Consider the following 24,722-nt stretch of genomic DNA (forward strand, 5'->3'; position numbering starts at 1 on the left):
ACGCGGGTATGACCGTCGGCATACTCGCCATTTGCCTGGAGGTCGTCATGGGTGTCGGGGTCAGCATCTTCTTCCTCACGCTCGGCGCCATCCTGAGGTTCGCGATCGAGCCGGACGTCTTCGGCCCGGCTGTTCACATGGACGTCGTCGGCGTCATCTTCATGATCGTCGGCGGCGCGGGCATTGTGCTGAGCATCGTGCTGGCCCCGAGGCGGGGCCGCACCTCCGACGACCGCCTGATGCACCGGGAGAACAACCCGCCGGAGATCTAGACGCTCAGCTGCACGGCTGCCCGCGTCGCCAGGATGGGCTTGATGTGCTGGGCGATCACGGCCTGGTGCTGCGGGTGGTCGCGGTAGACCAGGTAGTCCTCGACGCTGTCGAAGTCGGCCACCACCGCGTAGTCGTGATTGCCCTGGTTGATGCCCGCGTCCGGGCCCACCGTGTAGGAGCGCAGCTCGGGAATGGCGCCGGGCAGTTTGCGCAGCTCGGCCGTCACCGTGGCCTTCTGCTCGTCGGTCGCGTCCTCGGTCCACGTGAACAGCACGATGTGGCGAATCATGCGGCAACCCTATCGACATTCCTTCATGGGTCGAGTTATTCTCAGCATGAGATTGACTCAGATAGAGAAGGACGTGCTTCCGTGGAGGATTTCCTGACTGTGCGATGGCGATCTCATGCCGGCTTCTGAGCCCGCTGAGTACAACCCGCGGCACTACGCCCCGGTCGCGGTGACGGTCGACGTGGTGGCCCTGACCATCCGCGACCGGCGGCTGCACGTTCTGATCGTCGAGCGGGGCGTGGAGCCGTACGCGGGGGCCTGGGCGCTTCCCGGTGGCTTCATCAGGCCGGACGAGGACCTGGCCGAAGCCGCGGTGCGCGAGCTGGCCGAGGAGACCGGCGTGGCCACCAGGCCGGCGCACCTCGAGCAGCTCGCCAGCTACGGCGGTCCCGGGCGGGATCCGCGGATGCGCGTGGTGTCGATCGCGTACCTGGCCTTCGCCCCCGACCTGCCCGACCCGCAGGCCGGCACGGACGCGGCGGCGGCCGTCTGGCACCCGGTGGACGACGTGCCGCCGCTGGCCTTCGACCACACCCGCATCCTGGCCGACGGGGTCGAGCGGGCCCGGTCGAAGCTGGAGTACACGCCGCTGGCCACGGCGTTCGCAGGCGAGCTGTTCACCATCTCCGACCTGCGGCTGATCTACGAGAGCGTGTGGGGCACACCGCTGCACGCGGGCAACTTCCACCGCAAGGTCCTGTCCGTGCCCGGGTTCGTCGAGGGCACAGGACAGACCACCGAGACGGGCGGCCCCAAGGGCGGGCCGCGCGCCAAGCTCTACCGCGCCGGAGACGCGCGGCTGCTCCACCCCGCGCTGCTGCGACCGGCGCGCGAGGAGGAAATCCGATGACCTTGAGGAGATCACCATGGGCAGCGGAATCTGGTCCGCCGACGTCTACAGCTCGGCCGCCCGCTACCGCGCGGCCACCGGCCGCAGCGCCTTCGCCTACAGCGACGAGGGCGCCATGGCCACCCACCCCGACCTCGATCCGTACGGCATCACACGCGAGAGCCGCGACTCGGCCGAGCACCCGAACTCGCTGGCCATCGCGGTCCTGTTCGACGTGACGGGATCCATGGGGCGGGTGCCCCGCATCCTGCAGAGCAAGCTGCCCGACCTGCTGGGGCTGCTGCTCCGCAAGGGCTACGCCACCGACCCCCAGATCATGTTCGGCGCCATCGGCGACGCCACCTGCGACCGGGCGCCGCTGCAGGTCGGGCAGTTCGAGTCCGACAACCGGATGGACGACCAGCTCGGGCTGATCCTGCTGGAAGGCGGGGGCGGCGGGCAGAAACGCGAGTCGTACGAGCTGGCCATGTACTTCATGGCCAGGCACACCTCGATCGACTGCCACGAGAAACGGGGCAAGCGCGGCTACCTGTTCATCATCGGCGACGAGATGCCCTATCCGCGGCTGTCCGCGCGCGCGGCCAAGGACGTCATCGGAGACCGTGTGCCGGAGCGGTTGTATGTCGAGCACATCGCCGACGAGCTCCTGACGAAGTACGACACCTACTTCATCGTGCCGCGCGGGGCCAGCCACGCCGGTGACCGCGAGGTCCTGGGCATGTGGCGGCACCTGCTCGGCCAGAACGTGCTGGAGCTCGACGACCTCGGCGCCGTGTGCGAGACGATCGCGCTCACCGTCGGGCTCGGCGAGGACGCGATCGATCTGGACAGCGGGCTGGGCCACCTGTCCGAGCTGGGCTCCGGCGCGGGCGGGTCGGTGCGGCGGGCGCTCGGCCGAGGGCAGCGTCGCGGATGAGCGGGCACGTCATCGTCGTCGACCTCGGGTACGGCGACGCCGGCAAGGGCACCGTCGTGGACTGGCTGTGCGCCACGCGGGAGGTGCGGGCGGTGGTGCGGTTCAACGGCGGGGCCCAGGCCGGGCACAACGTCGTGCTGCCCGACGGGCGGCACCACACGTTCGCCCAGTTCGGGGCGGGGACGTTACGCGGGGTGCCGACGCATCTGTCGAGGTTCGTGGTGGTCGATCCGCCGGCGTTGGCGGCCGAGGCGGAGCATCTGGCTCGGCTGGGGGTGCCGGATCCGTTCTCGCTGATCACGGTGGACCGGGACGCGTTGCTCGCGACGCCGTACCACGCCGAGGCCGGGCGGCGGCGGGAGCTGGCGCGCGGGGAGGAGCGGCACGGGTCGTGCGGGATGGGTGTCGGCGAGGTGATGGCGTACTGGCTGGAGCACGGGCTGTCGGCGCCGCGCGCCGGGGATGCGCCTGTGGTGCTGGCGCGCAAGCTGCGGATGCTGCGGGAGGCCCTCGGCGTGCAGGGGCCGCCTGTGGAGGACTGTGTGGCCGCCTATCGGGCGTTCCAGGAGCGGGTGCGGCTGGTGGACTCGTCCTTCACGGGGCGGCTGGTCGCGTCGGGGGCCGTCGTCTTCGAAGGGGCTCAGGGGGTGCTGCTGGACGAGCACTGGGGGTTCGATCCGTACACGACCTGGAGCACGACCACCTTCGACAACGCGGAGGAGCTGCTCGGCGGGGTGGGGGCGGTGCGGCTGGGAGTGCTGCGGACGTACACGACCAGGCACGGGCCCGGGCCGCTGGTGACCGAGGATCCGGCCCTGGAGCCACCCGAGCCGCACAACGTGACCGGGCCGTGGCAGGGGCCGTTCCGGTCGGGGCACTTCGACGCGGTCGCCCACCGGTACGCCGCCGAGGCGGCCGGCGGGGTGGACGTGCTCGCGCTCACCCACCTCGACGTGCCGGTCTCGCGGATGTGCGTCGCCTACGATCCCCCGGTCTCGTTCGCGTGTGACGGGGAGCGGACCGCGCGGATGATGCGGGCGCGGCCGGTTTACGAAGAGGGTGTATCAGACTGGGTCGCCGCGGTCTCAGACGTCATGGGAGCGCCCGTGTGGATCGCATCGCACGGGCCCACCGCGGAGAGCAAACGCGCTCTCGTGCCGGGCCCGCGGTGATCGCCGGGAGAGGGGTCCTCCCGGCGGTCACCGGCTCCCGCTCAGCGCCAGGCCAGCATGGTCAACGGGTCCTCCAGCATCGCGCCCACGTCACGCAGGAACAGCGAGCCGAGCTCGCCGTCCACGATCCGGTGGTCGAAGGAGAGCGACAACGTCGTCACCTTGCGGACCGCCAGCTCGCCTGCCACCACCCACGGCATGTCCCTGATCTGGCCGAAGGCGAGAATGGCTGCCTCGCCCGGGTTCAGGATGGGGGTGCCGGTGTCCACGCCGAACACGCCCACGTTGGTGATCGTGATCGTGCCGCCGGCCATCTCGGCGGGCTGGGTGCGCCCTGCCCTGGCCGTCTCCGTCAGCTGGGCCAGGTGCCCGGCCAGGTCGGGGAGCGAAAGGGTGTGGGCGTTCTTGATGTTGGGCACCACCAGGCCCCTTGGGGTGGCGGCGGCTATCCCCAGGTTCACGTAGTGCTTGACGACGATCTCCTGGGCTTCCTCGTCCCAGGCTGAATTGATCATCGGGTGCCGGCGGGCCGCGGTCAGGACGGCCTTGGCCACCAGAAGCAGGGGTGACACCTTGACGTCGGCGAAGTCCGGGAGGGTTCGGAGGCGGTGGACCGCCTCCATCGTCCGCGTCACGTCGAGCTGGAGGAACTCGGTGACGTGCGGGGCTGTGTAGGCGCTGGTGACCATGGCTTGGGCGGTCATCTTGCGCACGCCCTTGACGGGGATGCGCTCTTCCAGCGGCTCTGGCAGCTCCACCGGGGCCGTGGTCGCCTCCGCCGCCGCGTGGACGTCCTCGCGGGTGATCGAGCCCTGTGGGCCCGTCCCCGTGACGGTGCCGAGGTCCACGCCAAGGTCTTTGGCCAGCTTGCGGACCGGGGGCTTGGCCAGGACGGCCACCCGCTCGGGCGCCGCACGTGTTGCGCCGGGCTCCGCCGTGCCAGGCCCCGCCGGCCCGGCGCCGGATGAGGGCGGCGCAGGAGTGGTGGGCGCGGTGGGTCTGCCCGCCATCGGTGACGGCGCAGTCGGAGCGCCTGCCGGGGGGCGTTTGCGGGAGCGGCGTTGGGTCGCGCCGGTCTTGACGCCATAGCCCACCAGGACCGACTGGCGTTCTTCCTTGGGGGCCGGGCTGCCGTGGGCGCCGGGCTCGACGGCCCCTTCCGCCGGAGGCTGGGGAACCATGTCGTCCGCCAAGGCCTCGACCCGGCCGGCGGCTTCGGTGGCCTCGGGGGCGCCTGCGGGGGCACTTGCGGGGACGCCCTCTTCGGTGGTGTCGACGGCGATGATCGGCACGCCCACGTCGACGGTCTGGCCCTCCTCGGCCAGCAGGACCGCCACCACCCCTTCCCAGGGGATCGGCAGCTCGACGATCGACTTGGCCGTCTCGATCTCCACGACGATCTGGTTGACCTTGACGTCGTCACCCGCCTTGACGTGCCAGCGGACGATCTCGGCCTCGGTGAGACCCTCCCCGACGTCAGGGAGCTTGAACTCGCGTCGCATGCGCAGCCCCCTCTCAGTACCCGAAGGTGCGGTCGACGGCGTCGAGCACCCGGTCCAGGTCGGGCAGGTAGTGCTCCTCCAGCTTCGACGGGGGGTAGGGGGTGGAGAAGCCGCCGACCCGCAGGACAGGGGCCTCCAGGTGGTAGAAGCACTGCTCGGTGATCCTGGCCGCGAGCTCGGCCCCGAACCCGCTGTTGACGGGGGCCTCGTGGACGACCACGACCCGGCCGGTCCGGCGCGCGGACTCCATGACCACCGGCTCGTCCAGCGGGTTGAGCGAGCGCAGGTCGATTACCTCGAGCGAGCGGCCGTCGTCCTCGGCGGCGGTAGCGGCCTCCAGGCACGTCTTGACCATGGGACCGTACGCCAGCAGCGTGGCGTCCGCGCCGGAGCGAACGACCTTGGCGGCGTGCAGCGGCGTCCACCAGTCGGTGGACGTGGTGTCGATGTCGGCCTTCTCCCAGTAGCGGCGCTTCGGCTCGAAGAACAGGACCGGGTCGTCGCTGCTGATGGCCTGCTGAATCATGGTGTACGCGTCCGCCGGGTTGGAGCAGGCGACGACCCGCAGGCCGGCGGTGTGGGTGAAGTACGCCTCGGGGGACTCGCTGTGGTGCTCGACCGCCCCGATGCCGCCCCCGCACGGGATGCGTATGACCACCGGCAGCTTGATCGTTCCCAGCGACCGCATCGGCATCTTGGCCAGTTGCGTGATGATCTGGTCGGCCGCGGGGAAGACGAACCCGTCGAACTGGATCTCGCACACCGGCCGGTAGCCGCGCAGCGCCAGACCGATCGCGGTGCCGATGATGCCGGACTCGGCCAGCGGCGTGTCGATGACCCGGTCCTCGCCGAAGTCCTTCTGCAGGCCGTCGGTGACCCGGAAGACGCCGCCCAGCTTGCCGACGTCCTCACCCATGATGAGGACCTTGGAGTCGTCCTCCATGGCCTTGCGCATGCCCTCGTTGAGCGCCTTGGACAAACTCAAGACCGTCATTTCTCGAATCCTTCCAGGTACGCGGCAAACTGGGCGCGCTCCTGGTCGATCAGGGCGTGGGGCTCGCTGTAGACGTGGTCGAAGATGTCCAGCGGCTCGGGATCGGGCATCGCCAGGCACCTCCTGCGCAGGTCGGCGCCCAGCTGGTCGGCCTCGCCGTCCACGGAGTCGAAGAACACCTGGTCGGCCAGCTCGTTCTTGAACAGGTAGGCCTTCACCCGCTCGATCGGGTCCTTGAGCTTCCACGCCTCCAGCTCGCTGGCGACGCGGTACCGCGTCGGGTCGTCGGTGGTGGTGTGCGCGCCCATCCGGTACGTGAACGCCTCGATGAGCGTCGGCCCCTGCCCTGTACGCGCCGCCTCCAGCGCTTTGCGCGTGACCGCCAGGCACGCGAACACGTCGTTGCCGTCCACCCGGATCCCCGGGAAGCCGAAGCCGGACGCGCGGCGGTAGAGCGGGATGCGGGTCTGCTTCTCCAGCGGCTCGGAGATGGCCCACTGGTTGTTCTGGCAGAAGAACACGATCGGCGCGTTGAACACGCTCGCCCAGATGAACGACTCGTTGACGTCGCCCTGCGAGGTGGCGCCGTCGCCGAAGTAGACGATGGTGGCGGCGTTGGCGTCGTCACGCTGGATGCCCATGGCGTACCCGACCGCGTGCAGCGTCTGGCTGCCGATCACGATCGTGTACAGGTGGAAGTTGTGCTCCTTCGGGTCCCAGCCGCCGTGGTTGACACCTCTGAACAGGCCGAGCAGCTTCACCGGGTCCACGTCGCGGCACCACGCCACGCCGTGCTCGCGGTAGGTGGGGAAGGCCATGTCCACGTCGGTGAGCGCGCGCCCTGAGCCGATCTGGGCCGCCTCCTGGCCCAGCAGCGAGGCCCAGATGCCGAGCTCCCCCTGGCGCTGCAGCGCCACGGCCTCAAGGTCGATGCGGCGGACGAGCACCAGGTCGCGGTAGAGCGACCGGACGTCCTCCGGGGTCAGATCGATGTCATAGTCGGGATGCTCGACCCGCTCTCCCTCTGGGGTGAGCAGTTGGACGAGCTCGGGGGATCCTTCAGCCCCACGAGAAGCGTCGACTGTCATGAGGTCGACTCCGTCGCCCTCACGACCGCTGTGCTGTGCTCATCGATGACCTCGACAAGCTCGGTCATGGCCACTCCTGTGGTCTCGGGGCCGGATGTCGATGGGGTTGCCACCTTGACCGGCCTTCGAAAGCAAGAACCATGTGGTGGTGGTTCGTACTTGTTTGGGGCCATGGTGGCAGACATCACAGCCCTGCGCGCAAGCCCCATGTCCTAGCCGTTCCCGCTGTGCCCCCGACCACACGCCACCGGTAGGCTTGCTTTCCCAACTCCACCCGTATGCAGGAGGAACGCAGTGGCACGCGTCATCGTGGACGTCATGCTGAAGCCCGAGATCCTCGACCCGCAGGGCCAGGCGATCGCGCGAGCGCTGCCCAGGCTCGGCTTCTCCGGCGTCTCGGCCGTACGCCAGGGCAAGCGTTTCGAGGTCCAGCTCGAGGGCCCGGCCGACGAGGCGGCGCTCGCCGAGGTGCGCAAGATGGCCGAGACTCTGCTGGCCAACACGGTGATCGAGGACTACAGCGTCCGGGTTGAGGGGTAGAAGGGAGATATGGCTCCCTGATTTCCCCCTGGGCGCTTAAAGCCGGGTTCGGGCGTGCCACAATGCCACGGGCATGCCAACACTAAATAACAACAGCGTGATTTTGCGGTTAGCCCCGATTTCACAGGGAAACCTACTCCAGGTGACATTCTGGCGCCCGGAGGAGTCCGGTGGATATTGAGTTCTCGTTGGCACTGCCTCGGGATGCGATCGGCATACCGATGGTCAGGCGAGTGCTTGGCGATGCCATGCGTTCACTCAACGTGAGCGAGACATGCATCGCCGACATGCTGCTCGCCGTCTCCGAGGCGTGCTCCAATGCGGTGCGGCACGGGGGACCCGCCAACCGCTACGAGGTGACGGCGTCGATCGGCTCCGGCCAGTGCGACGTGCGGGTGGCGGACAACGGCAACGGGCTGCCGTCGATCCCGCCGCACTTTCCCCCTCCTGACACCGAGAACGGCCGCGGCCTGCTGATCATGCGGTCCGTGGTCGACGAGATCTCCTTCGGCATCACACCCGGCCGTGGCACCACGGTCCACCTGCGCAAGCTGCTCGACTGGGATGGCGAGGCCGACGCCCGTCCGCGGCAGCTGGCAGCCGTCTGACCGCGTTCATGGCCTCCACTCCGTGGAGGCGGGCTCGGTCGCAGGAGACCTGCCGGCCGATGCGGACCACGGGACAGCACCCGATAACCTGAGTAGACCGCCGCCGTCCGCCCCGAAGAGACGGTGGCGCGTGCGCGCGCATTCCTCGGAGGGGACGACTGTCATGAGCGCTGCCCGTGTGGGCGTAGTCACGTTTCCAGGAACTCTCGACGACCAGGACGCCGCCAGAGCCGTGCGCCTCGTGGGCGCCGAGGCGGTTCCGCTGTGGCACGCCGACCATGACCTGAAGGGAGTGGACGCCGTGTTCCTGCCCGGCGGCTTCTCCTACGGCGACTACCTGCGCTGCGGCGCCATCTCGCGGTTCGCGCCGCTCATGGACGAGCTCATCCCGGCCGCCAAGGCGGGGCTGCCCGTGCTCGGCACGTGCAACGGGTTCCAGATCCTGTGCGAGGCGCACCTGCTGCCCGGGGCGCTGACCCGTAACGCCTCGCTCCACTACGTGTGCCGCGACCAGAAGCTCAGGATCGAGCAGACGGCGACCGCGTGGACCAACTCGTTCGCGCCCGGCCAGGAGATCGTGCTGCCGGTCAAGCACGGCGAGGGCCGCTACGTGGCCTCCGACGAGACGCTGGCCGCGCTGGAGGCCAACGACCAGGTGGTCGTGCGGTACATCGGCAACCCCAACGGCTCGCTCAACGACATCGCGGGCATCCGCAACGAGGCGGGCAACGTCGTCGGTCTCATGCCGCACCCCGAGCACGCGGTCGAGGAGCTGGTCGGCGCGCCGAGCACGGACGGCCTCGGCTTCTTCACCTCCATCCTCAAGAAGCTGGTGAACGCATGAGCGAGCGAAGCGAGCGACCCAATAAACCCGCCACCGACAACGTCAAGCGGGCGGCGGAGACTCCCGACGAGCTGATGCCCTTCGCCGAGCTGGGGATGAAGCAGGACGAGTACGACCGGGTCAAGGAGATCCTGGGTCGCCGTCCCACCGGCTCCGAGCTGGCGATCTACAGCGTCATGTGGTCGGAGCACTGCTCGTACAAGTCGTCGAAGGTGCATCTCAGGCAGTTCGCGACCAAGGCGCCCAAGTCCGAGGCGCTGCTGGTGGGCATGGGCGAGAACGCCGGCGTGGTGGACATCGGCGACGGCTGGGCGGCCACGTTCAAGATCGAGTCGCACAACCACCCCTCCTACGTCGAGCCGCACCAGGGCGCCGCCACCGGTGTCGGCGGGATCGTCCGCGACATCATGTCGATGGGCGCGCGCCCGATCGCGGTCATGGACTCGCTCCGCTTCGGCGGCGCGGACGCCGTGGACACCCGCCGGGTGCTGCCCGGCGTGGTCGAGGGCATCAGCCACTACGGCAACTGCCTGGGCCTGCCCAACATCGGCGGCGAGGTCGTCTTCGACCCCTGCTACATCGGCAACCCGCTGGTCAACGCCCTGTGCGTGGGCCTGCTACGCAAGGACCAGATCAAGCTGGCCACGGCGCCAGGGCCCGGCAACAAGGTCGTGTTGTTCGGCGCGTCCACCGGCCCTGACGGCATCGGCGGCGCCTCGGTGCTCGCGTCGGCCACTTTCGAGGACGAGTCGCAGGCCAAGCGGCCCGCCGTGCAGGTGGGCGACCCGTTCATGGAGAAGCTGCTCATCGAGTGCTGCCTGGAGCTGTACGCCGCCGACGTGGTCGTCGGCATCCAGGACCTCGGCGCGGCCGGCGTCTCCTGTGCCACGACCGAGCTGGCCGCCAAGGGCACCGGCGGCATGCGCGTCGACCTCAACCTGGTCCCGCTCCGCGATCCCTCGCTCCTGCCCGAGGAGATCCTCATGAGCGAGTCGCAGGAGCGCATGATGGCCGTGGTCCGGCCGGACGACATCCCGGCGTTCATGGCGATCTGCGAGAAGTGGGACGTGCCCGCCACCGTGATCGGCGAGGTCACCGACACCGGCCGCCTCGTCATGACGTGGGACGGCGAGGTCATCGTGGACATCCCGCCGGGCACCGCCGCCGACGAGGGGCCCGTCTACGAGCGCCCCTACCATGAGCCGGTCGGTCAGGCCGCGCTCAACGCCGACACCCCCGACCGGCTGGAGCGGCCCGCCGACCTGCGGGCCACGCTGCTACAGCTGCTCGGCTCGCCCAACCTGGCCTCCAAGGAGTGGGTGACCTCCCAGTACGACCGCTACGTGCGCTCCAACACCGTGCTGGCCCAGCCGGCGGACGCGGGCATGGTGCGGATCTCCGAGGTCATGGCGGGCGCCGAGCCGACCACGCGGGGCGTCGCGCTGTCCACGGACGGCAACGGCCGTTACGCCAAGCTCGACCCGTACGCGGGGGCGCAGCTCGCGCTGGCCGAGGCGTACCGGAACGTGGCCGTGACCGGCGCCAAGCCGCTGGCCGTCACCAACTGCCTCAACTTCGGCTCCCCCGAGGATCCCGAGGTCATGTGGCAGTTCGCCGAGGCCGTGCGCGGTCTGGCGGACGCGTGCAGGACGCTGGGCGTGCCGGTCACCGGCGGCAACGTCTCCTTCTACAACCAGACGGGCGCGACGGCCATCAACCCGACGCCGGTCGTCGGCGTGCTGGGGGTCATCGAAGACGTGGCCAAGCGGGTGCCGTCCGGGTTCGTCGGCGACGGGCTGCGGGTCGTGCTGCTCGGGGACACGCGCGAGGAGTTCGGCGGCTCGGAGTGGGCGCACGTCGCGCACCACCACCTCGGCGGGCTGCCGCCTGCGGCGAACCTGGAAGCCGAGCGGGCGCTGGCCACCGTGCTGGTGGAGGCCGCCAGGCGGGGGCTGCTCGAAGGGTCGCATGACCTGTCGGACGGCGGGCTGGCCGTGGCGCTGGCCGAGTCGTGCCTGGCTCGGGGCGTCGGGGCGACCGTGGCCCTTCCTGGTGACGCCTTCACCTGCCTGTTCAGCGAGTCGGCCGGGCGGGCGCTGGTCGTGGTGCGGCCGGAGGCTTATGACGAGTTCGCGTCGTTGTGCGGGCGGCACGATGTGCCGTGCTACGGGCTCGGGTACACCGGCGGGTCGGCGCTCGTGGTCGAGGACGAGTTCTCGGTGCCGGTCGAGGAGCTTCGGGAGACGCACTCGGCGGCGCTGCCCGCTTTGTTCGGCTGACGGTTACGCGTAAGAGGGCCGGCACGGGCGTCCGTGCCGGCCCTCGCGCGTTCCGCTAAGCCTTCTTCATGCAGACGACGTAGACGGTGCCCTTGACAGAGGTGCCGTAGTTACCTCCGGACATCTTCTGGGTGTCGCTCTCGGTGGAGGCGGCGTTGTTGCCGTAGCCGTTGTCGTCCTTGTCCACGGTCACCTTCCAGCCGTTGCCGCTGGGCGCGCTGCCCATGACGACGGCGTTCTTGAGCGTGTCGAAGGAGAAGCCGCCGCCCGTCACCGTGGAACCCGACGGGCAGGGCGCCGTCGCCGAGGTGGTCGAGTTCAAGGGCACGTTCGCGGTGACGGTCGTGTAGGTGGCGCCGTCCTTGCCATCCACGCCGTCCTTACCGGGCTTGCCGGGCTCGCCGTCCTTACCGGGCTTGCCGGGCTCGCCGTCCTTACCGGGCTTGCCGGGCTCGCCGTCCTTACCCGGGAGGCCGTCCTTGCCGTCCTCGCCGTTCTTGCCCGGGGTGCCCTGCTCGCCCTTCGGGCCCTGAGGTCCGGTGTCGCCCTTCGGGCCTTGGAGGCCCTGCTTGCCCTGAGGGCCGGCCGGGCCGGCCGGGCCGGCTTCGCCCTTGGGGCCCTGCGGGCCCTGGGAGCCCGCGGGGCCCTGCTGGACGGTCGTCGTGGACTGGCCGCCGCCGATCAGAACCCGCTCCTCCGTCTTCCTGCACTTCGTCGTCGGGTTGACGATGCGGGCGTAGCGGGACTTCTTGTGCACGCAGGCGTGCACTTCACCGGCCGCCGACGACGCGGTGGCGACGCCACCGACGGCGAGGAGCGAGGCGGCCAGCGCTCCGACGGTGGCGAGGGTGAGCGTACGCCCACCACGAACATTGATGGCCACGGCCTTGTCCTTCCGGGAACGAGTGTTGCTCATGTTGTGCATGAGATTCACGTTTCAACCGTTCCATCGGGTGACAGGAACTACATAACGTATCTGTCACGATGCATTCCGTTACTGACGAGGTTGACCAGGAGTCTCCGACCTGGTGTGTAAAACGACGCATTGGTTGTGGCGATCTCGGATGGATAATCGGTCTGTGCCAACCGCCAATCCCTCCCCCTACCTGCCTCCGGCCACGCAACCCGTCCGTGGCGTGGTCTGGGGGCTTCATCTGGCCCTGCCGCTGCTGGGCCTCTGGCTGCTGCTCGCCCAGCCGACGATCAACATCGAGTGGCACCACAATCCCAGCCACTTCTGGATGATCATCACCGTGGCCGGGCTCAACGTGGTGCTCGGCGTGATGATCAGCGAGGCGTCGCGGCGGCGCCAGGACGCCCGGCTCTTCCTGGTGTCCATGGTCTTCCTGAGCAGCGCCGGGTTCTTCTTCATGCACGGCCTGGCCACTCCGCAGATCATCCTGCCGACCGGCTCGCTCGGGTTCGACCTGGGCCAGCAGGTCGGGCTCTCGATCGCGGCCGTGTTCGCGTTCGCCTCGGCCCTGCCACTGGGCGAGCAGGCGGCCAAGCAGGTGCTGGGGTCGCAGCACTTCGTCCGCGCGGTGCTCTTCGGCTTCATGATCGTATGGGGGCTCGCGTCGCTGATCCCCGGGCTGACGCCGCTCAGCGAGCAACCCTTCCGCGAGCCGGTCCCCTGGTTCGCGTGGGCGTCCATTCCCGGCCTGCTCCTGTACGGCGCGGCGAGCGTGATGATGTTCCTCATTCACCGGCAGCGCCCGTCGGCCATGCTGATCAGCCTGATCACGGCGTACGCGCTGCTGGCCGAGGCCATGATCGCCGGGATGTCGCAGCTCAACTGGAGACTGTCCTGGTGGGAGTGGCACCTGCTGCTGACCATGGCCTTCGTCTTCGTGGCCTACAGCGCGTACCTGCAGTTCAGGCGGGAGGGGTCGAGTGCGGGGCTGTTCGACTCGGTGACGCTGGCGGCGACCGTACGACGGATCCAGCAGGACTATGACCGGGCGCTGGAGGAGCTGGTCGAGCACGTACGCCGGGGCGAGCCGCTGGCCGCGACCCGGCTGTCCGGCAAGTTCCGGCTCAACGAGGGCCAGGCCGCGGTGCTCGACCGGGCCGGCGAGGCGCTGGCCAACGAGCGCGAGCTGTCCGAGCGCCTGACGGCGCTGGTGGACGTGAGCGCCCAGACCAAGATCGGCCTGGCCGAGCAGGAGTTGCTGTCCACGTCGCTGGAGCGGGTGCGGCAGGCGTTCGGCGACGTCAAGATCGCTCTCGTCGCCGAAGGAAAGACGGAGATCGGCTCGCGTGTCTACCGGTTCGCCGGCGACGACCCGATCAGGCACGACCACCTGCTGGCCTTCCCGCTGACCGTCAAGGGCAAGCTGGCGGGCGTGCTGGAGGTGCCCGTCGGGCGCACGCGCCAGGACGAGGCGCTCGCCGCCACGCTGGCCGGGCAGCTGTCCATCTCCCTGGAGAACGCCCGGCTCTACGGGGAGCTGCACACGCTGTTCCACCAGTACATGTCGCCCGACGTGGCGCACGCCCTGCTGGCCGACCCCGGGCAGGCGGCGCTGGGCGGCGAGCTGAAGGAGCTGACCGCGCTCTTCGCCGACCTCAAGGGCTTCACGACGTTCTCCGAGCGGGTCACGCCCGGCGAGATCGTCGAGATGCTCAATCGCTACCACACGGCAGCCGTCCCCTGCATCCTCAACAACGGCGGCACGATCGTGCAGTTCGTCGGCGACGCGCTGCTGGCCCTGTTCAACGCCCCCGCCACGCAGCCCGGGCATGCCAGGGCCGCCTGCAAGGCCGCGCTGGAGATGCAACGGGCCGCGTCCGAGGTGGCCGAGGAGATGGCGTGGAAGCGGGTGGACGACGTCGAGTGGCCGACGTTCCGGGTGGGCGTCAACACGGGCCCTGCCCTGGTCGGCAACATCGGCAGCCCCGAGCTGCGCGGCTTCAACGCCATGGGCGACTGCGTGAACGTGGCCGCCAGGCTCCAGGCCATTGCCGAGCCCGGCACGGTGGTGATCGGGGACACGACGCTCAAACAACTGGGCCGCGGCGCGTCGGTGAACCCTCTGGGGCGGCTCAATCTCAAGGGCAAGGAAGAGCTCGTGGCGGCCTACGTTCTGACCGAATTGACATAGAAGGGGGGACCCCGTACCGACATAATCGGGCGCATGGATTCAGAGCCCGGTGAGTTCCTGTCCCTGCTCACCGACGAGGAAGTGCAAGCCTTGCGCAGTGCCGGTCGCATCCGGCGCTGGGACCGCGGCACGGCGGTGATGTCCGAGGGTGACACGTCCGACTGGGTGCTCGTGCTGCTCGAGGGCCGGGTCAAGTGTTCGTCGCACACGAGCGCCGGGACCGAGGTGGTGCTCGCCGTCCGCGGCCCCGGCGCGCTGCTGGGCGAAATGTCGTCCATCGACGGTTCGCCGCGCTCGGCCACGGTGACCGCGCTGGAGCCGATCTCCGGCATCGTGGTCCGCGACTTCCCCTCCTTCCTGGAGTCCCACGGGCGCATCGCGGTGCTGCTCATGGAGCTCGTCACCGGCAAGCTGCGGGACGCGGACAGGAAGCGGATCGAGTACGGCGCCTTTGACACCACCGGGCGGGTGGCGACCCGGCTGCTCGAGCTGGCCGAACGCTACGGCGAGAAGACCAACAGCGGCGTACGCGTGGCGCTGCCGCTGTCGCAGGACGAGCTGGCGGGATGGACGGGCGCGTCCCGCGAGGCCGTCAGCAAGGCCCTGCGCACCCTGCGAGACCGCGGCCTGATCGAGACCGGCCGGCGGCGCGTGGTCATCCATGACCTCGACGGCCTGAGGAAGCGCGCCCGGTAACCCCCATCACAAAACGGACGTACGTCGTACGTCATAGTGGAGGGCATGGTCGCGGTCACCCCCCAAGACGACAGCCGCCTGCGTTATGCCTGGCGCGTGTGCTCGGTCACCAGCCTGGGTCTGGTCCTCATCGGCATCGCGGGGAGCACGCTCAACGTCGCGTTGCCCACGGTGGTCCGGCACTTCCACGCCGGTGCGCTGGAGTCCGGGTGGATCCTGCTGTCGTTCCTGCTGGTGAACACGGCGAGCCTGGTGTTCTTCGGCCGGGTGGCCGACCTGCTGGGGCGGCGCGAGGTGTACCTGGCCGGATTCGCCCTCTTCACGCTGGCCTCGTTGCTGGCCGGGCTGTCGCCGACCGTGTGGTTCCTGGTCGCGATGCGGGTGCTGCAGGCCGTCGGCGCGGCCATGATCCTGGCCAACGGGACCGTGATCATCACCGACGCCTTCCCGCCGGAGCGGCTCAGCCAGGGCATGGGGGTCTACATCGGCACGCTGTCGGTGGCGCAGCTGGCGGGGCCCACGCTGGGCGGGCTGATCGCGGAGACCGCCGGCTGGCAGTGGATCTTCTGGGTGAACGTGCCCGCCGGGCTGATCGCACTCGGCTGGGGCACGCTGATCTTACGGAGGATGCCCAGGCGGCCGCGGGAGCCGGTGGACGCGCTGGGCAACGTGCTGCTGTTCGCGGCACTGTCGGCGCTGCTCCTGGCGCTGTCGGAGGCGGGCTCGGGCGGGCTGTCCAGCCCGGTGGTGCTGACCGGGGCGGCGGTGTTCGCGCTGCTGCTGCCGCTGATCGTGCTGGCCGAGCGGCGATCCGCCAATCCGGTGCTGGATCTGCGGTTGTTCGCGGGGCGGTTGCTGACCTACGCGAACCTGGCCTCGTTCTGCAACGCGCTGGCCCGCTCGGCGCTCATCCTGGTGATGGCCCTGTACTTCCAGGCGGCGAGAGGGCTGGACGCCTTCGAGGCGGGGCTGAGCGTGTTGCCGGTGCCTTTGGGCATCGGGCTGGCCTCGCCCATCGTGGGGATGCTGGGCAGGAAGGTGTCGCCTTACGCGCTGTCGATCGGCGGGGCGGTGCTGAGCGCCACCGGGCTCGGCACGTTGATGCTGACGGCCGATCCGCAGACACCGTACTGGGTGATCGGGATCGGCCTGTTCGTGGCCGGCTGCGGCAGCGGGACGTTCCTGACCGGCAACACGACGCAGGTCATGCGCGCGCTGCCGCAGGACAGCCTGGGCGTGGTGAACGGCTTCCGCGTCATGGTCATGAACATCGGGATCGTGATCAGCGTGGGCCTGTCGCTCAGCGTCCTGACCAGCAGCGTGGGGCCGGGGCTGCGGGCCCAGGTGTATGCCGGGACCCTGTCGGAGCTGTCGCCGGTGGCGGTGGGGCAGCTGATGGACGGGTTCCAGCGCGCGTACGCGGTGTTGTTCACGGTGGCCGTGGCAGGCGCGCTCCTGGCCGCCCTGGCGCGGCCTCAGAGGGCGGTGGCCAGCCTGGACTCGACGTCGCGGTAGCGGGAGACCGGGATGAGGTGGACGCCGGCGAAGGCCCCGGAGTCGCGGAGGGCGAGCACCTGCTCGCAGGCCGCCTCCACGCCTGCCATGCGGTCCGCGGCCACCCGGGCGACCAGATCATCAGGGAGGGCGATGTCCGGGATCGCGGCGGCCAGGGTGCGGGCGTGGCGTTCGCTGGCCAGGACCATGACGCCCGCGTAGACGGGCACGTCAACCGGGTGGGCCTCGCGCCAGCGCAGCTGAGCCTCCAGCGAGAAGCTGACCTGGGCGAACAGGAAGTCGGCCGTGCGCTTCCACGCCGGCAGCGGGCGCAGCGCGGCGGCCGCGCCGAGCCGGAGGCCCGGCGAGAACCTCCTGGCCTCTTCGATCATCGAGCGGACCGTCAGGTCGCTGGTCCTGTTGCCGCTCGTCGGCTTGTCGCCGTAGACGAAGAGGAACTGGTCCACCCCGTACGCGGCCGCCGTCAGCAGGTCGCGCTGGAAGCCGAGCAGGTTGCGGTCGCGCGAGTTGAGGCAGGCGATGCCGCGCCCGCCCATCGCCTCCACCTCATGGGCCACGGCGACGCTCGACACGGTCGCGCGGCCGATGTGGTTGTCCGGGATGAGGAACGAGTGGGCGATCTTGCCCAGCGTGCCGATCTGGTGCCTGACGTGCGTCAAATCGGGCTTGGTCGGGGGTTCGATCTCGCAGATCAGCTCGAAGGTCACGATCAGGACTCTAGCGTCCGGCCGCGAGCTGCTCGATGCCGGCAAGGACGAGATCGACGCCGAACGTGTCGTACAGGGCCGGGTTCATGCCCTCGACCAGCGGGGTGGCCATCTCCACCAGGAAGGGGTACTTCTCGGCGGGCAGCGACTGCAGGCCCAGGCGCTTGGCCCTGACCTGCTCCGCCGTCACCTTGGCCATCCGGGAGTGCGACGGGGCGTCGGCGATGGCGATGGCGCTCTGGAGCAGGTATTTGGTGATCAGGCAGCTCTCCTCGACGTCGAACCCGGCGCTCCTGGCCAGGCCGAGCGCCTGGTCCCAGACGGCCAGGAAGTTCGGCACGGCGATCGGGTCGATCTGCTCGATCACGTTCTTGGCGCACGGATGCGCGCGCAGCGTCCGGATCAGGCCTTCGGCGAGGTCGCGGAGTTGCTCCCGCCACGGGCGGTCGTCGGCCGGCTTGGGCGCGAAGCCCGCGATCAGGTGATCGGCCATGCCGACGATCAGCTGCTCCTTGTTCTTGTAGTGCCAGTAGAGGGCCATCGGGGTCACGCCCAGGTCCGTGGCCAGGCGCCTGATCGTCACGGCGTCGAGACCCTCGGTGTCGCCGATCTCCAGGGCGCGCTCCGCGATCGCCTGCGCGGTCAGTTTTCCCATCACGGTTGACAACTATACGCCGTACAAGTTGAACTATACGACGTACAAGTACGGCGTATAGGAGACGCATATGCGGTGGTGGGCACTGGTCGCCGTGACCCTGGGCACGTTCATGACCTATTTAGATAACAACGTGGGCAATGTCGCATTGCCGACGATCCAGCGGGAGCTCGGGCTGACGATCTCGGGGCTGGAGTGGATCGTGAGCTCGTACATCCTGGTGTTCGCCGGGCTCATGCTGGTCGGCGGGCGGCTCGCGGACGTGTTCGGGGCGCGCCGGGTGTTCCTCGGCGGGCTGGCGGTCTTCACGGTGTCATCGCTGGCGGCCGGTCTGGCCACCAGCGGAGGCATGCTGATCGCGGCACGGTCCGTGCAGGGGGTGGGGGCGGCGCTGCTCACGCCCACCGCGCTGGCGCTGATCGGGCAGATCTTCCCCGATCCCGGCGAACGCGGCCGGGCGGTGGGCATTTGGAGCGCCTCGGGAGCACTGTCCATGGCGCTCGGCCCGGTGGCAGGGGGCTTCATCAGCGAGAACCTGCACTGGGGCTGGATCTACCTGATCAACGTGCCGATCGGGCTGGTGACGTTCGGGCTCGCGGTGTGGGCCGTCCGGCCCGGCTTCCAGCGGGTGCGGCGCAGCCTCGACGTGCCGGGTCTTGCCACGTCGGCGCTGGCGCTGTCCGCGCTGACGTACGCGCTCATCGAAGGCGACGGGGCCGGGTGGAACTCGCCGGAGATCCTGCTCGCGTTCGGGGTGTTCGTGGCGTCGGCCGTGGCGTTCGCGCTGGTCGAGGCGCGGGCGGCGGAGCCGATGATCGTCATGTCGCTGTTCAGGTCGAGGACGTTCACCGGCGGGCTGCTCACCAGCGGCATATGGTCGTTCGGGGTGTTCGGGATCTACTTCTTCAGCGCGTTGTGGCTGCAGAACGTGCTCGGCTTCTCCCCCACCGAGGCAGGCGGCTCGTTCGTGCCGATGGCCCTGGTCATGGCCGTCGTCGCGATCCTGTCCCAGCGGGTCAGCGCACGGCTGGGCATCGGCCGGACGGTGGCGCTCGGGATGGCGCTCATGGGCGCGGCGATCTACCTGCTCTCCCGGGTCGGCGCCGACGGCGACTACGCGGGCGTGGCGCCCTGGTTCATTCTGTACGGGCTCGGCGGCGGCCTGCTGGTGCCGCTGACCGCCGCCATCCTGAACGGGATGCCCAAGGACCGCTCCGGCGTGGCCTCAGGCATGCTGAACGTCTCACGCGAGGTGTTCGGGCTGCTCGGCATCACGGTGCTGGGCGCGATCCTGAGCTCCAGGCAGAGCGCGAGCAACCTGCCGCCGCTGCCGGCCTTCCTCGACGCGTACCAGTTCACGCTGGTGATCGCCGCGGTAGTGGTGCTTGCGGCGATCCCGGTCGCGCTCTACTCCCTGCGAGGGAGTGCCGTCGTCTGGAGGAGCGGCGGGAGCGCAGCGACCAGAGCGGGGGAAGACGGCGGCGTGAGGCGACCGAGCTTGCCTCACGAAGTGAGGCCCTGAGCAGGGTGGGAGTGCCGTCGTCTGGAGGAGCGGCGGGAGCGAAGCGACCAGAGCGGGGGAAGACGGCGGCGTGAGGCGACCGAGCTCGCCTCACGAAGTGAGGCCCTGAGCACAGCACAACCTCAGGCTGCCGCCTCCGCCACCGTGGGGTCCTCGAACTGCGTGCGGTACAGCTCCTCGTAGCGCCCGCCGGCGGCGAGCAGCTCGGCGTGCGTGCCGCGCTCCACCACGCGGCCGTCCTCGATCACCAGGATGAGGTCGGCGGCCCGGATCGTGGAGAGCCGGTGTGCGATCACCACGGCGGTCCGGCCCGCGAGAGCCTCGCCGAGCGCCGCCTGCACAGCGGCCTCCGAGGTCGAGTCGAGGGCGGCCGTGGCCTCGTCCAGGATCACGACCCTGGGCCTGGCCAGCAGCAGCCGGGCGATCGTGAGTCGCTGACGCTCGCCGCCCGACAGGCGGTAGCCGCGCTCGCCGACCACGGTGTCGAGACCGTCGGGCAGCGACTGGATCAAGGTCGCCAGTCTGGCCCTGGTGAGCGCGTCCCAGATCTCGTCCTCGCTCGCCTCCGGCCGGGCCAGCAGCAGGTTGGCCCGGATCGTTTCGTGGAACAGGTGACCGTCCTGGGTGACCATGCCGAGCGTGTCGCGGATGGAGTCGAAGGTCAGGTCGCGCACGTCCACGCCGCCGAGCCGGACCGCACCGGAGTCGACGTCGTACAGCCGGGGCAGGAGCTGCGCGATCGTGGACTTGCCCGCGCCGGACGAGCCGACCAGCGCCACCATCTGGCCGGGTTCGGCGCGGAACGAGACGCCGTGCAGCACTTCGACGCCGCCGCGCGAGTCGAGAGCGGCCACCTCCTCCAGCGAGGCGAGCGAGACCTTGTCGGCCGACGGGTACGCGAACCGCACGTCCTCGAACTCGACCGCGACCGGCCCCTCGGGCACCTTCCCGGCGTCCGGCCGCTCCTGGATGAGCGGCTTCAGGTCGAGCACCTCGAAGACGCGCTCGAAGCTCACGACCGCGCTCATCACGTCCACCCGGGCGCTGGCGAGCGCCGTCAGCGGGGCGTACAGGCGGGTGAGCAGCATGGCCATCGACACGAGCGCGCCGGGCGCAAGCTGGTCACGCAGGGCGTAGAAGCCGCCGAGGCCGTACACCAGGGCGAGGGCGAGCGCGGAGACCAGGGTCAGCGCGGTGACGAAGGCCGACTGGGTCATGGCGGAGCGCACGCCGATGTCCCGCACCCGCCTTGCCCTGCTCGCGAACTCGGCCGACTCGTGCGCGGGCCGGCCGAACAACTTCACCAGCGTCGCGCCGGGCGCGGAGAACCGCTCGGTCATCTGGGTGCCCATGGCCGCGTTGTGGTCGGCGGCCTCGCGTCGCAACCGGGCGATCCTGGTGCCCATCCTCCGTGCGGGCAGCACGAAGATCGGCAGGAGCAGCAGCGCGAGCAGCGTGATCTGCCAGGAGATGCCGATCATCGCGGTCAGCGTCAGCGCGAGCGTCACGAGGTTGCCGACCACGCCGGACAGGGTGTCGGTGAACGCCCGTTGTGCTCCGATCACGTCGTTGTTGAGCCGGCTGACCAGCGCGCCGGTGCGGGTCCTGGTGAAGAACGCGATCGGCATGCGCTGCACGTGGTCGAAGACGGCCGTGCGCAGGTCGAGGATCAGGCTCTCGCCGATACCCGCGGACAGCCACCGGTTGAGCAGCCCGAGCCCCGCCTCGGCGACGGCCAGACCCGCGATCGTCAGGGCCACCACGACGACCACGTCCAGCGGCTCCGAGTTGAAGATCGCGTCCACCACCCGGCCCGCGAGCAGCGGAGAGGCCACTGCCAGGCCCGCCAGCACCACGCTGAGCAGCAGGAACAGCGTCAATCTCCGGCGGTGCGGACGGGCGAAGCCGCTGATGCGCCGGAGCGTCGCCCTGGAAAGGGGGCGACGCTCCGGCCGGTTGTTCATCGAGTACAGCTGGTGCCAAGCGGTCATTTCCATGCTCATGGCATGGAAATCTATTTCCTCAAGTTAAGTTGAGGTCAAGCGCCGATCTTCTTGCCCTTGCTGTGCCAGACCACCGCGACCGACGGGCGCGGCTGGTCACCGTCGGGCCAGCGGCTGGAGGGGTTGTCCGGGCCGGCGCCGTCGGTCTCGCCCGGGTGCTGCACCGCCACGAACACGCTGCGCTGGTCCGGTGTCACCATCGGGCCGCAGGTCTCGGCGCCGACGGGAACCGTGAGGAACTGACGCAGGTAGCCGCGCTCCTTGCCGCGTACGGGCATCACGAACAGGCCGTCGTTGGTGCCGAGCGCGTTGCCGTCCGTGGAGATCCACAGGTTGCCGTCGCGGTCGAACGCCAGGTTGTCCGGGCACGAGATCGGCGAGACCTTCGACTTGTCGAAGCCGGCGAAGTACGTCGAGGCGTCGTTCGGGTCGCCGCAGACCAGCGGCAGCGACCAGGCGAACCGCGTCGCGCCGGCGTCGTTGCGCTGCTCGACGATCTCCAGCACGTGGCCGTGCTTGTTGGAGGGACGCGGGTTGGCCTCGTCCACCTGGGCCGCGGTGCGGTTGCTGTTGTTGGTCAGCGCCACGTAGACGGAGCCGGTGACCGGGTTGCGCTCGACGTCCTCGGGGCGGTCCATCTTGGTCGCGCCCACCTTGTCGGCGGCCACGCGGGTGTAGACGAGGACCTGCTCGGCGGTCATGCCGTCCACGTACGACTTCTTGCCCGAGACCAGCGGGATCCACTCGCCGGAGCCGTCGAACAGACCGTCGGAGGGCAGCTTGCCGGTCCCGTCGATCTCGGCCTTCGGGCTGTCGCCGGTGAACTTGGCCACGTACAGGGTGCCCTCGTCCAGCAGCGTCCGGTTGTGCCGGTCGAATCCGGGGATGTAGCGGTCCTTGGAGACGAACTTGTAGACGTACTCGAAGCGCGCGTCATCGCCCATGTACGCGACCAGGCGGCCGTCCTTGGCGATCACGGTGGTCGCCGCCTCGTGCTTGAAGCGGCCGAGCGCGGTGCGCTTGATCGGCGTGGAGTCGGGGTCGAACGGGTCGATCTCCACGATCCAGCCGAACCTGTTGGCCTCGTTGGGGTGCTTGGCCAGGTCGAAGCGCTCCTCGACGCGGTCGAACCGGCGGCTGCTCGACGAGGCGCCGCTCGGGAGCGTGTAGCGCGCGGCGTACTGCTCCGGGGGCAGCTTGTCGGCGTTGACGAAGTACTGGTCGAAGTTCTCCTCGGCGGTCAGCACCGTGCCCCACGGGGTGGTGCCGCCCGCGCAGTTGTTCAGCATGCCGACCGGCTTGAGTCCCTTGGGGTCGGCGGCCGTCTTGAGCAGGTCGCTGCCCGCGGCGGGTCCGCTGAACTTCATGGGGGTCTGGGCGGTGATGCGGCGGTTGTAGCGGCGACGGCCGTCGGTGACCAGCTTCCACTGGCCACTGCCCTCGCGCTCGATCTCCACGATCGAGCCGCCGTGGGCGGCCAGCGCGATTCTGATCTGCTCCTCGGTCGCGGTGGCGCCGCCCGTGTAGCCGCGGAACATCAGGGTCTCGTCGGTGTACTCGTGGTTCACCCAGAGCAGCGCGCGGTCGCGGCCCATCGGGAACATCGTCACGTAGTCGCAGTTGTAGCCGAACTGCTTGTTCTGGGCGTCGGCCGTCTGGTTGTCGAAGTCGAAGGCCGGCGCGCCGGGCAGCACCGGGTCACCCCAGCGCACCACTACGGAGGAGCTGTAGCCGTCCGGGACGGTCAACGCGTCTTCTTTGTTCGGCGCCACAGGGGTGAAACGGAGGTCGCTCCCGGACCAGCCGCCCGTCGTGGTCGCGGCCTCGGGGTCGTCGGCGAGTGCCGGGGCCGCTCCGGCCACGCCCACGCCCGCCACCAGAGCGCCCAGCGCGCCGGCGCGCAGCACGCCGCGGCGCGACAGCGCCTCCTTCACCACATCGCCGAAGTAAGCGTTGTCAGAGGTGTTGCCGACGTCGTGCGCGCACGCGTTGCCGCAGCGGAACTGACAGGTCAGCGCGGATCGGCCACCTTTGTGCGGGGTGGAAAGCAGCGGCAGCAGCCGCCGGCCCCCCTTGAGGTTCGCCACAGGTCCTCCAGATATGTGCGCGGTTGTACGGCGGGGAGGCTACGGTCGCCGCCGAAACCCTGGGTGAACGAAGACCTCCGTCTCGATGAATGCTGCCGGGAGACAATAGTGGGGTGGCAGCACGCAGGATGGACCCGGAGAAGCTGAAAGCGGCACTCGACGGCCAGTTGGTCGCCCTCGACGAGCCCTCCTACGACGGGCCCGCGTCCGCCCTGCCCGACGCGCTCGTGGCTGCCGTGCTGGCCGCCTACGACCGGGGGCTGCGGCCGGAACGTGACGCGGCCAGGCAGGCGGTGCGTTACCTGCTCGACAAGCTGGCGGCCGCCGCGCCGGGCCGGACCGTCGAGATCCGCGTGCCGCCGTACGCCGCCGTCCAGGCCATCGCCGGGCCCCGGCACACGCGGGGCACGCCGCCGAACGTGGTCGAGACCGACGGGCGGACCTGGATCGAGCTCGCGCTCGGGCGGCTCACATGGGAGGACGCCATGGCAAAAGGCGCGATCTCCGCCAGCGGATCCCGCGCCGATCTGTCAGAGCACCTGCCGCTGCGTTAGCGACTCCCGCTCATCCAGGGGAACCTCTCCTCGAAGCAGCGGTCGGCGAGCTGGCCGGGGAGGTGGGCGCATTCCTGGACCACGTTCCAGAACCAGATGGCCACGATCGCGAAGAGGATCAGGGACAGGATGCTGATCACGATGCCGGCGATGGCGCGGCCCTTGCCCGCGTGCTTGGCGAGCGCCACGCAGCCGAAGACGATCGACAGAATCGCGGTGATCAAGCCGGTGAAGCAGACGAACACCAGGAAGGGGCTGGCCACGCCGAGGACCAGCGCGGCCGTGGCCAGGCCCTGGCCGGTCCTGTCCTGCTGGCCGGGCTGCTGGTAGGGAGCGCCTGGCGGAGCGTACGGGGATCCCGGCGGCGGGCCGTAACCCGGCGGGCCGCCGTACGGGCTGGACGGGGTGGAGGCTCTTCGATGGCCTTGAGCAGGGCGTTCGCGGCGGACTCCGTGGCCCGGTCGGCGTCTTCGAACAGGATGACCCGCCACCGCCCCTGCGTCGGCGCTCCGGCGGCGCGCAGG

The 24,722-nt window shown here is 69.8% G+C and carries 23 protein-coding genes and 1 pseudogene; 13 read left to right on the plus strand and 11 right to left on the minus strand.

All coding sequences use genetic code 11. The features are described from left to right. Positions 1-8: 8 nt before the first annotated feature. Positions 9-272 (plus strand): hypothetical protein, encoded by a 264-nt coding sequence (locus tag ETD86_RS25690; RefSeq protein ID WP_246148149.1) that lies wholly within the window; start codon positions 9-11, stop codon positions 270-272. Here the strand turns inward: ETD86_RS25690 and ETD86_RS25695 are convergent. Next, positions 269-562 carry a Dabb family protein gene (locus tag ETD86_RS25695; RefSeq protein ID WP_138668729.1) on the minus strand — a complete coding sequence of 98 codons (294 nt, stop codon included), beginning with the start codon at positions 560-562 and terminating at the stop codon, positions 269-271. The genes ETD86_RS25690 and ETD86_RS25695 overlap by 4 nt on opposite strands. 115 nt (positions 563-677) lie before the next feature. Here ETD86_RS25695 and ETD86_RS25700 point away from each other — a divergent pair, with 115 nt between their 5' ends. Genes ETD86_RS25700 through ETD86_RS25710 form a run of 3 tightly spaced genes read left to right on the plus strand, consistent with a single transcriptional unit; the run spans position 678 to position 3,500 of the window. Further along, entirely contained in the window at positions 678-1,412 is a 735-nt protein-coding gene (locus tag ETD86_RS25700; protein ID WP_138668730.1) for an NUDIX hydrolase, read from the plus strand. A 16-nt stretch (positions 1,413-1,428) separates the two neighbouring features. Beyond that, positions 1,429-2,328: a hypothetical protein gene (locus ETD86_RS25705; RefSeq protein ID WP_138668731.1), complete on the plus strand. Its 900-nt coding sequence runs from the start codon at positions 1,429-1,431 to the stop codon at positions 2,326-2,328. Further along, on the plus strand, positions 2,325-3,500 hold the full coding sequence (locus ETD86_RS25710) for an adenylosuccinate synthetase (RefSeq protein ID WP_138668732.1): 1,176 nt from the start codon (positions 2,325-2,327) through the stop codon (positions 3,498-3,500). The genes ETD86_RS25705 and ETD86_RS25710 overlap by 4 nt, the downstream gene beginning before the upstream one ends. 41 nt (positions 3,501-3,541) lie before the next feature. Here ETD86_RS25710 and ETD86_RS25715 read toward each other — a convergent pair whose 3' ends face one another. From ETD86_RS25715 to pdhA, 3 genes are read right to left on the minus strand one after another with little or no spacing between them, the layout of a single operon-like run. Continuing rightward, positions 3,542-5,002, minus strand: a complete 1,461-nt coding sequence (locus ETD86_RS25715) for a 2-oxo acid dehydrogenase subunit E2 (protein ID WP_138668733.1) — start codon at positions 5,000-5,002, stop codon at positions 3,542-3,544. Between the two features lie 13 nt (positions 5,003-5,015). After that, complete coding sequence (locus tag ETD86_RS25720; RefSeq protein ID WP_138668734.1) at positions 5,016-5,996, minus strand: alpha-ketoacid dehydrogenase subunit beta; 981 nt, start codon at positions 5,994-5,996, stop codon at positions 5,016-5,018. Next, positions 5,993-7,084, minus strand: a complete 1,092-nt coding sequence (pdhA, locus tag ETD86_RS25725; protein WP_138668735.1) for a pyruvate dehydrogenase (acetyl-transferring) E1 component subunit alpha — start codon at positions 7,082-7,084, stop codon at positions 5,993-5,995. The genes ETD86_RS25720 and pdhA overlap by 4 nt, the downstream gene beginning before the upstream one ends. Before the next feature lie 294 nt (positions 7,085-7,378). Here pdhA and purS point away from each other — a divergent pair, with 294 nt between their 5' ends. The 4 genes from purS to purL all read left to right on the plus strand — a co-directional run bounded on the left by purS (position 7,379) and on the right by purL (position 11,355). Next, positions 7,379-7,624, plus strand: a complete 246-nt coding sequence (purS, locus tag ETD86_RS25730; RefSeq protein WP_138668736.1) for a phosphoribosylformylglycinamidine synthase subunit PurS — start codon at positions 7,379-7,381, stop codon at positions 7,622-7,624. 221 nt (positions 7,625-7,845) lie between these two features. Further along, positions 7,846-8,232 carry an ATP-binding protein gene (locus ETD86_RS25735; protein WP_138668748.1) on the plus strand — a complete coding sequence of 129 codons (387 nt, stop codon included), beginning with the start codon at positions 7,846-7,848 and terminating at the stop codon, positions 8,230-8,232. Between the two features lie 163 nt (positions 8,233-8,395). Next, positions 8,396-9,076 carry a phosphoribosylformylglycinamidine synthase subunit PurQ gene (gene purQ, locus ETD86_RS25740; RefSeq protein ID WP_138668737.1) on the plus strand — a complete coding sequence of 227 codons (681 nt, stop codon included), beginning with the start codon at positions 8,396-8,398 and terminating at the stop codon, positions 9,074-9,076. Continuing rightward, positions 9,073-11,355, plus strand: a complete 2,283-nt coding sequence (purL, locus tag ETD86_RS25745; RefSeq protein ID WP_138668738.1) for a phosphoribosylformylglycinamidine synthase subunit PurL — start codon at positions 9,073-9,075, stop codon at positions 11,353-11,355. Before purQ ends, purL begins: the two co-directional genes overlap by 4 nt. A gap of 55 nt (positions 11,356-11,410) precedes the next feature. On the opposite strand, the gene ETD86_RS59210 is transcribed toward purL, so the two are convergent. Next, a complete protein-coding gene (locus tag ETD86_RS59210; protein ID WP_211370302.1) occupies positions 11,411-12,271 on the minus strand; it encodes a collagen-like protein in 861 nt (286 codons plus the stop codon). Positions 12,272-12,434: 163 nt separating this feature from the next. Here ETD86_RS59210 and ETD86_RS25755 point away from each other — a divergent pair, with 163 nt between their 5' ends. The 3 genes from ETD86_RS25755 to ETD86_RS25765 are packed head-to-tail and all read left to right on the plus strand — an operon-like array spanning position 12,435 to position 16,670. Then, positions 12,435-14,459, plus strand: coding sequence for an adenylate/guanylate cyclase domain-containing protein (locus ETD86_RS25755; RefSeq protein ID WP_246148152.1), 2,025 nt, complete (start codon positions 12,435-12,437; stop codon positions 14,457-14,459). 33 nt (positions 14,460-14,492) lie between these two features. Next, positions 14,493-15,155: a Crp/Fnr family transcriptional regulator gene (locus ETD86_RS25760; RefSeq protein ID WP_138668739.1), complete on the plus strand. Its 663-nt coding sequence runs from the start codon at positions 14,493-14,495 to the stop codon at positions 15,153-15,155. A 45-nt stretch (positions 15,156-15,200) separates the two neighbouring features. Beyond that, positions 15,201-16,670 (plus strand): MFS transporter, encoded by a 1,470-nt coding sequence (locus ETD86_RS25765; RefSeq protein ID WP_138668740.1) that lies wholly within the window; start codon positions 15,201-15,203, stop codon positions 16,668-16,670. On the opposite strand, the gene ETD86_RS25770 is transcribed toward ETD86_RS25765, so the two are convergent. Continuing rightward, positions 16,631-17,377 carry a methylenetetrahydrofolate reductase gene (locus ETD86_RS25770; protein WP_211370304.1) on the minus strand — a complete coding sequence of 249 codons (747 nt, stop codon included), beginning with the start codon at positions 17,375-17,377 and terminating at the stop codon, positions 16,631-16,633. The two genes, ETD86_RS25765 and ETD86_RS25770, sit on opposite strands and share 40 nt — an antisense overlap. A 10-nt stretch (positions 17,378-17,387) precedes the next feature. Further along, on the minus strand, positions 17,388-18,032 hold the full coding sequence (locus tag ETD86_RS25775; protein ID WP_246148154.1) for a TetR/AcrR family transcriptional regulator: 645 nt from the start codon (positions 18,030-18,032) through the stop codon (positions 17,388-17,390). Between the two features lie 70 nt (positions 18,033-18,102). Between ETD86_RS25775 and ETD86_RS25780 the strand changes: the two genes are divergently transcribed. Beyond that, positions 18,103-19,554: a DHA2 family efflux MFS transporter permease subunit gene (locus tag ETD86_RS25780; RefSeq protein ID WP_138668742.1), complete on the plus strand. Its 1,452-nt coding sequence runs from the start codon at positions 18,103-18,105 to the stop codon at positions 19,552-19,554. Positions 19,555-19,676: 122 nt separating this feature from the next. Here ETD86_RS25780 and ETD86_RS25785 read toward each other — a convergent pair whose 3' ends face one another. Further along, the gene (locus tag ETD86_RS25785; RefSeq protein WP_138668743.1) at positions 19,677-21,557 is read right to left on the minus strand and encodes an ABC transporter ATP-binding protein; all 1,881 of its coding nucleotides are present in this window, start codon (positions 21,555-21,557) and stop codon (positions 19,677-19,679) included. 35 nt (positions 21,558-21,592) lie between these two features. Then, positions 21,593-23,644: a PhoX family protein gene (locus ETD86_RS25790; RefSeq protein WP_138668744.1), complete on the minus strand. Its 2,052-nt coding sequence runs from the start codon at positions 23,642-23,644 to the stop codon at positions 21,593-21,595. A gap of 89 nt (positions 23,645-23,733) precedes the next feature. On the opposite strand from ETD86_RS25790, the gene ETD86_RS25795 reads away from it, so the two are divergent. Continuing rightward, entirely contained in the window at positions 23,734-24,198 is a 465-nt protein-coding gene (locus ETD86_RS25795) for a sterol carrier family protein (RefSeq protein WP_425465653.1), read from the plus strand. On the opposite strand, the gene ETD86_RS60160 is transcribed toward ETD86_RS25795, so the two are convergent. Then, positions 24,195-24,422, minus strand: a complete 228-nt coding sequence (locus ETD86_RS60160; RefSeq protein ID WP_211370305.1) for a DUF4190 domain-containing protein — start codon at positions 24,420-24,422, stop codon at positions 24,195-24,197. The genes ETD86_RS25795 and ETD86_RS60160 overlap by 4 nt on opposite strands. A gap of 176 nt (positions 24,423-24,598) precedes the next feature. Continuing rightward, a pseudogene (locus ETD86_RS25805) lies at positions 24,599-24,722 on the minus strand (DNA polymerase III subunit delta'); the annotation flags it as partial.

It is taken from the genome of Nonomuraea turkmeniaca, assembly GCF_005889735.1.
In the GTDB taxonomy this organism is placed as follows: domain Bacteria; phylum Actinomycetota; class Actinomycetes; order Streptosporangiales; family Streptosporangiaceae; genus Nonomuraea; species Nonomuraea turkmeniaca.

Bases quoted from the DNA above. Each gene is read 5' to 3' on its own strand.
- ETD86_RS25690 (WP_246148149.1), top strand. From the start codon at position 9: ATGACCGTCGGCATACTCGCCATTTGCCTGGAGGTCGTCATGGGTGTC.
- ETD86_RS25695 (WP_138668729.1), bottom strand. From the start codon at position 562: ATGATTCGCCACATCGTGCTGTTCACGTGGACCGAGGACGCGACCGAC.
- ETD86_RS25700 (WP_138668730.1), top strand. From the start codon at position 678: ATGCCGGCTTCTGAGCCCGCTGAGTACAACCCGCGGCACTACGCCCCG.
- ETD86_RS25705 (WP_138668731.1), top strand. From the start codon at position 1,429: ATGGGCAGCGGAATCTGGTCCGCCGACGTCTACAGCTCGGCCGCCCGC.
- ETD86_RS25710 (WP_138668732.1), top strand. From the start codon at position 2,325: ATGAGCGGGCACGTCATCGTCGTCGACCTCGGGTACGGCGACGCCGGC.
- ETD86_RS25715 (WP_138668733.1), bottom strand. From the start codon at position 5,002: ATGCGACGCGAGTTCAAGCTCCCTGACGTCGGGGAGGGTCTCACCGAG.
- ETD86_RS25720 (WP_138668734.1), bottom strand. From the start codon at position 5,996: ATGACGGTCTTGAGTTTGTCCAAGGCGCTCAACGAGGGCATGCGCAAG.
- pdhA (WP_138668735.1), bottom strand. From the start codon at position 7,084: ATGACAGTCGACGCTTCTCGTGGGGCTGAAGGATCCCCCGAGCTCGTC.
- ETD86_RS25735 (WP_138668748.1), top strand. From the start codon at position 7,846: ATGGTCAGGCGAGTGCTTGGCGATGCCATGCGTTCACTCAACGTGAGC.
- purQ (WP_138668737.1), top strand. From the start codon at position 8,396: ATGAGCGCTGCCCGTGTGGGCGTAGTCACGTTTCCAGGAACTCTCGAC.
- purL (WP_138668738.1), top strand. From the start codon at position 9,073: ATGAGCGAGCGAAGCGAGCGACCCAATAAACCCGCCACCGACAACGTC.
- ETD86_RS59210 (WP_211370302.1), bottom strand. From the start codon at position 12,271: ATGAGCAACACTCGTTCCCGGAAGGACAAGGCCGTGGCCATCAATGTT.
- ETD86_RS25760 (WP_138668739.1), top strand. From the start codon at position 14,493: ATGGATTCAGAGCCCGGTGAGTTCCTGTCCCTGCTCACCGACGAGGAA.
- ETD86_RS25765 (WP_138668740.1), top strand. From the start codon at position 15,201: ATGGTCGCGGTCACCCCCCAAGACGACAGCCGCCTGCGTTATGCCTGG.
- ETD86_RS25775 (WP_246148154.1), bottom strand. From the start codon at position 18,032: ATGGGAAAACTGACCGCGCAGGCGATCGCGGAGCGCGCCCTGGAGATC.
- ETD86_RS25780 (WP_138668742.1), top strand. From the start codon at position 18,103: ATGCGGTGGTGGGCACTGGTCGCCGTGACCCTGGGCACGTTCATGACC.
- ETD86_RS25785 (WP_138668743.1), bottom strand. From the start codon at position 21,557: ATGAGCATGGAAATGACCGCTTGGCACCAGCTGTACTCGATGAACAAC.
- ETD86_RS25795 (WP_425465653.1), top strand. From the start codon at position 23,734: ATGCTGCCGGGAGACAATAGTGGGGTGGCAGCACGCAGGATGGACCCG.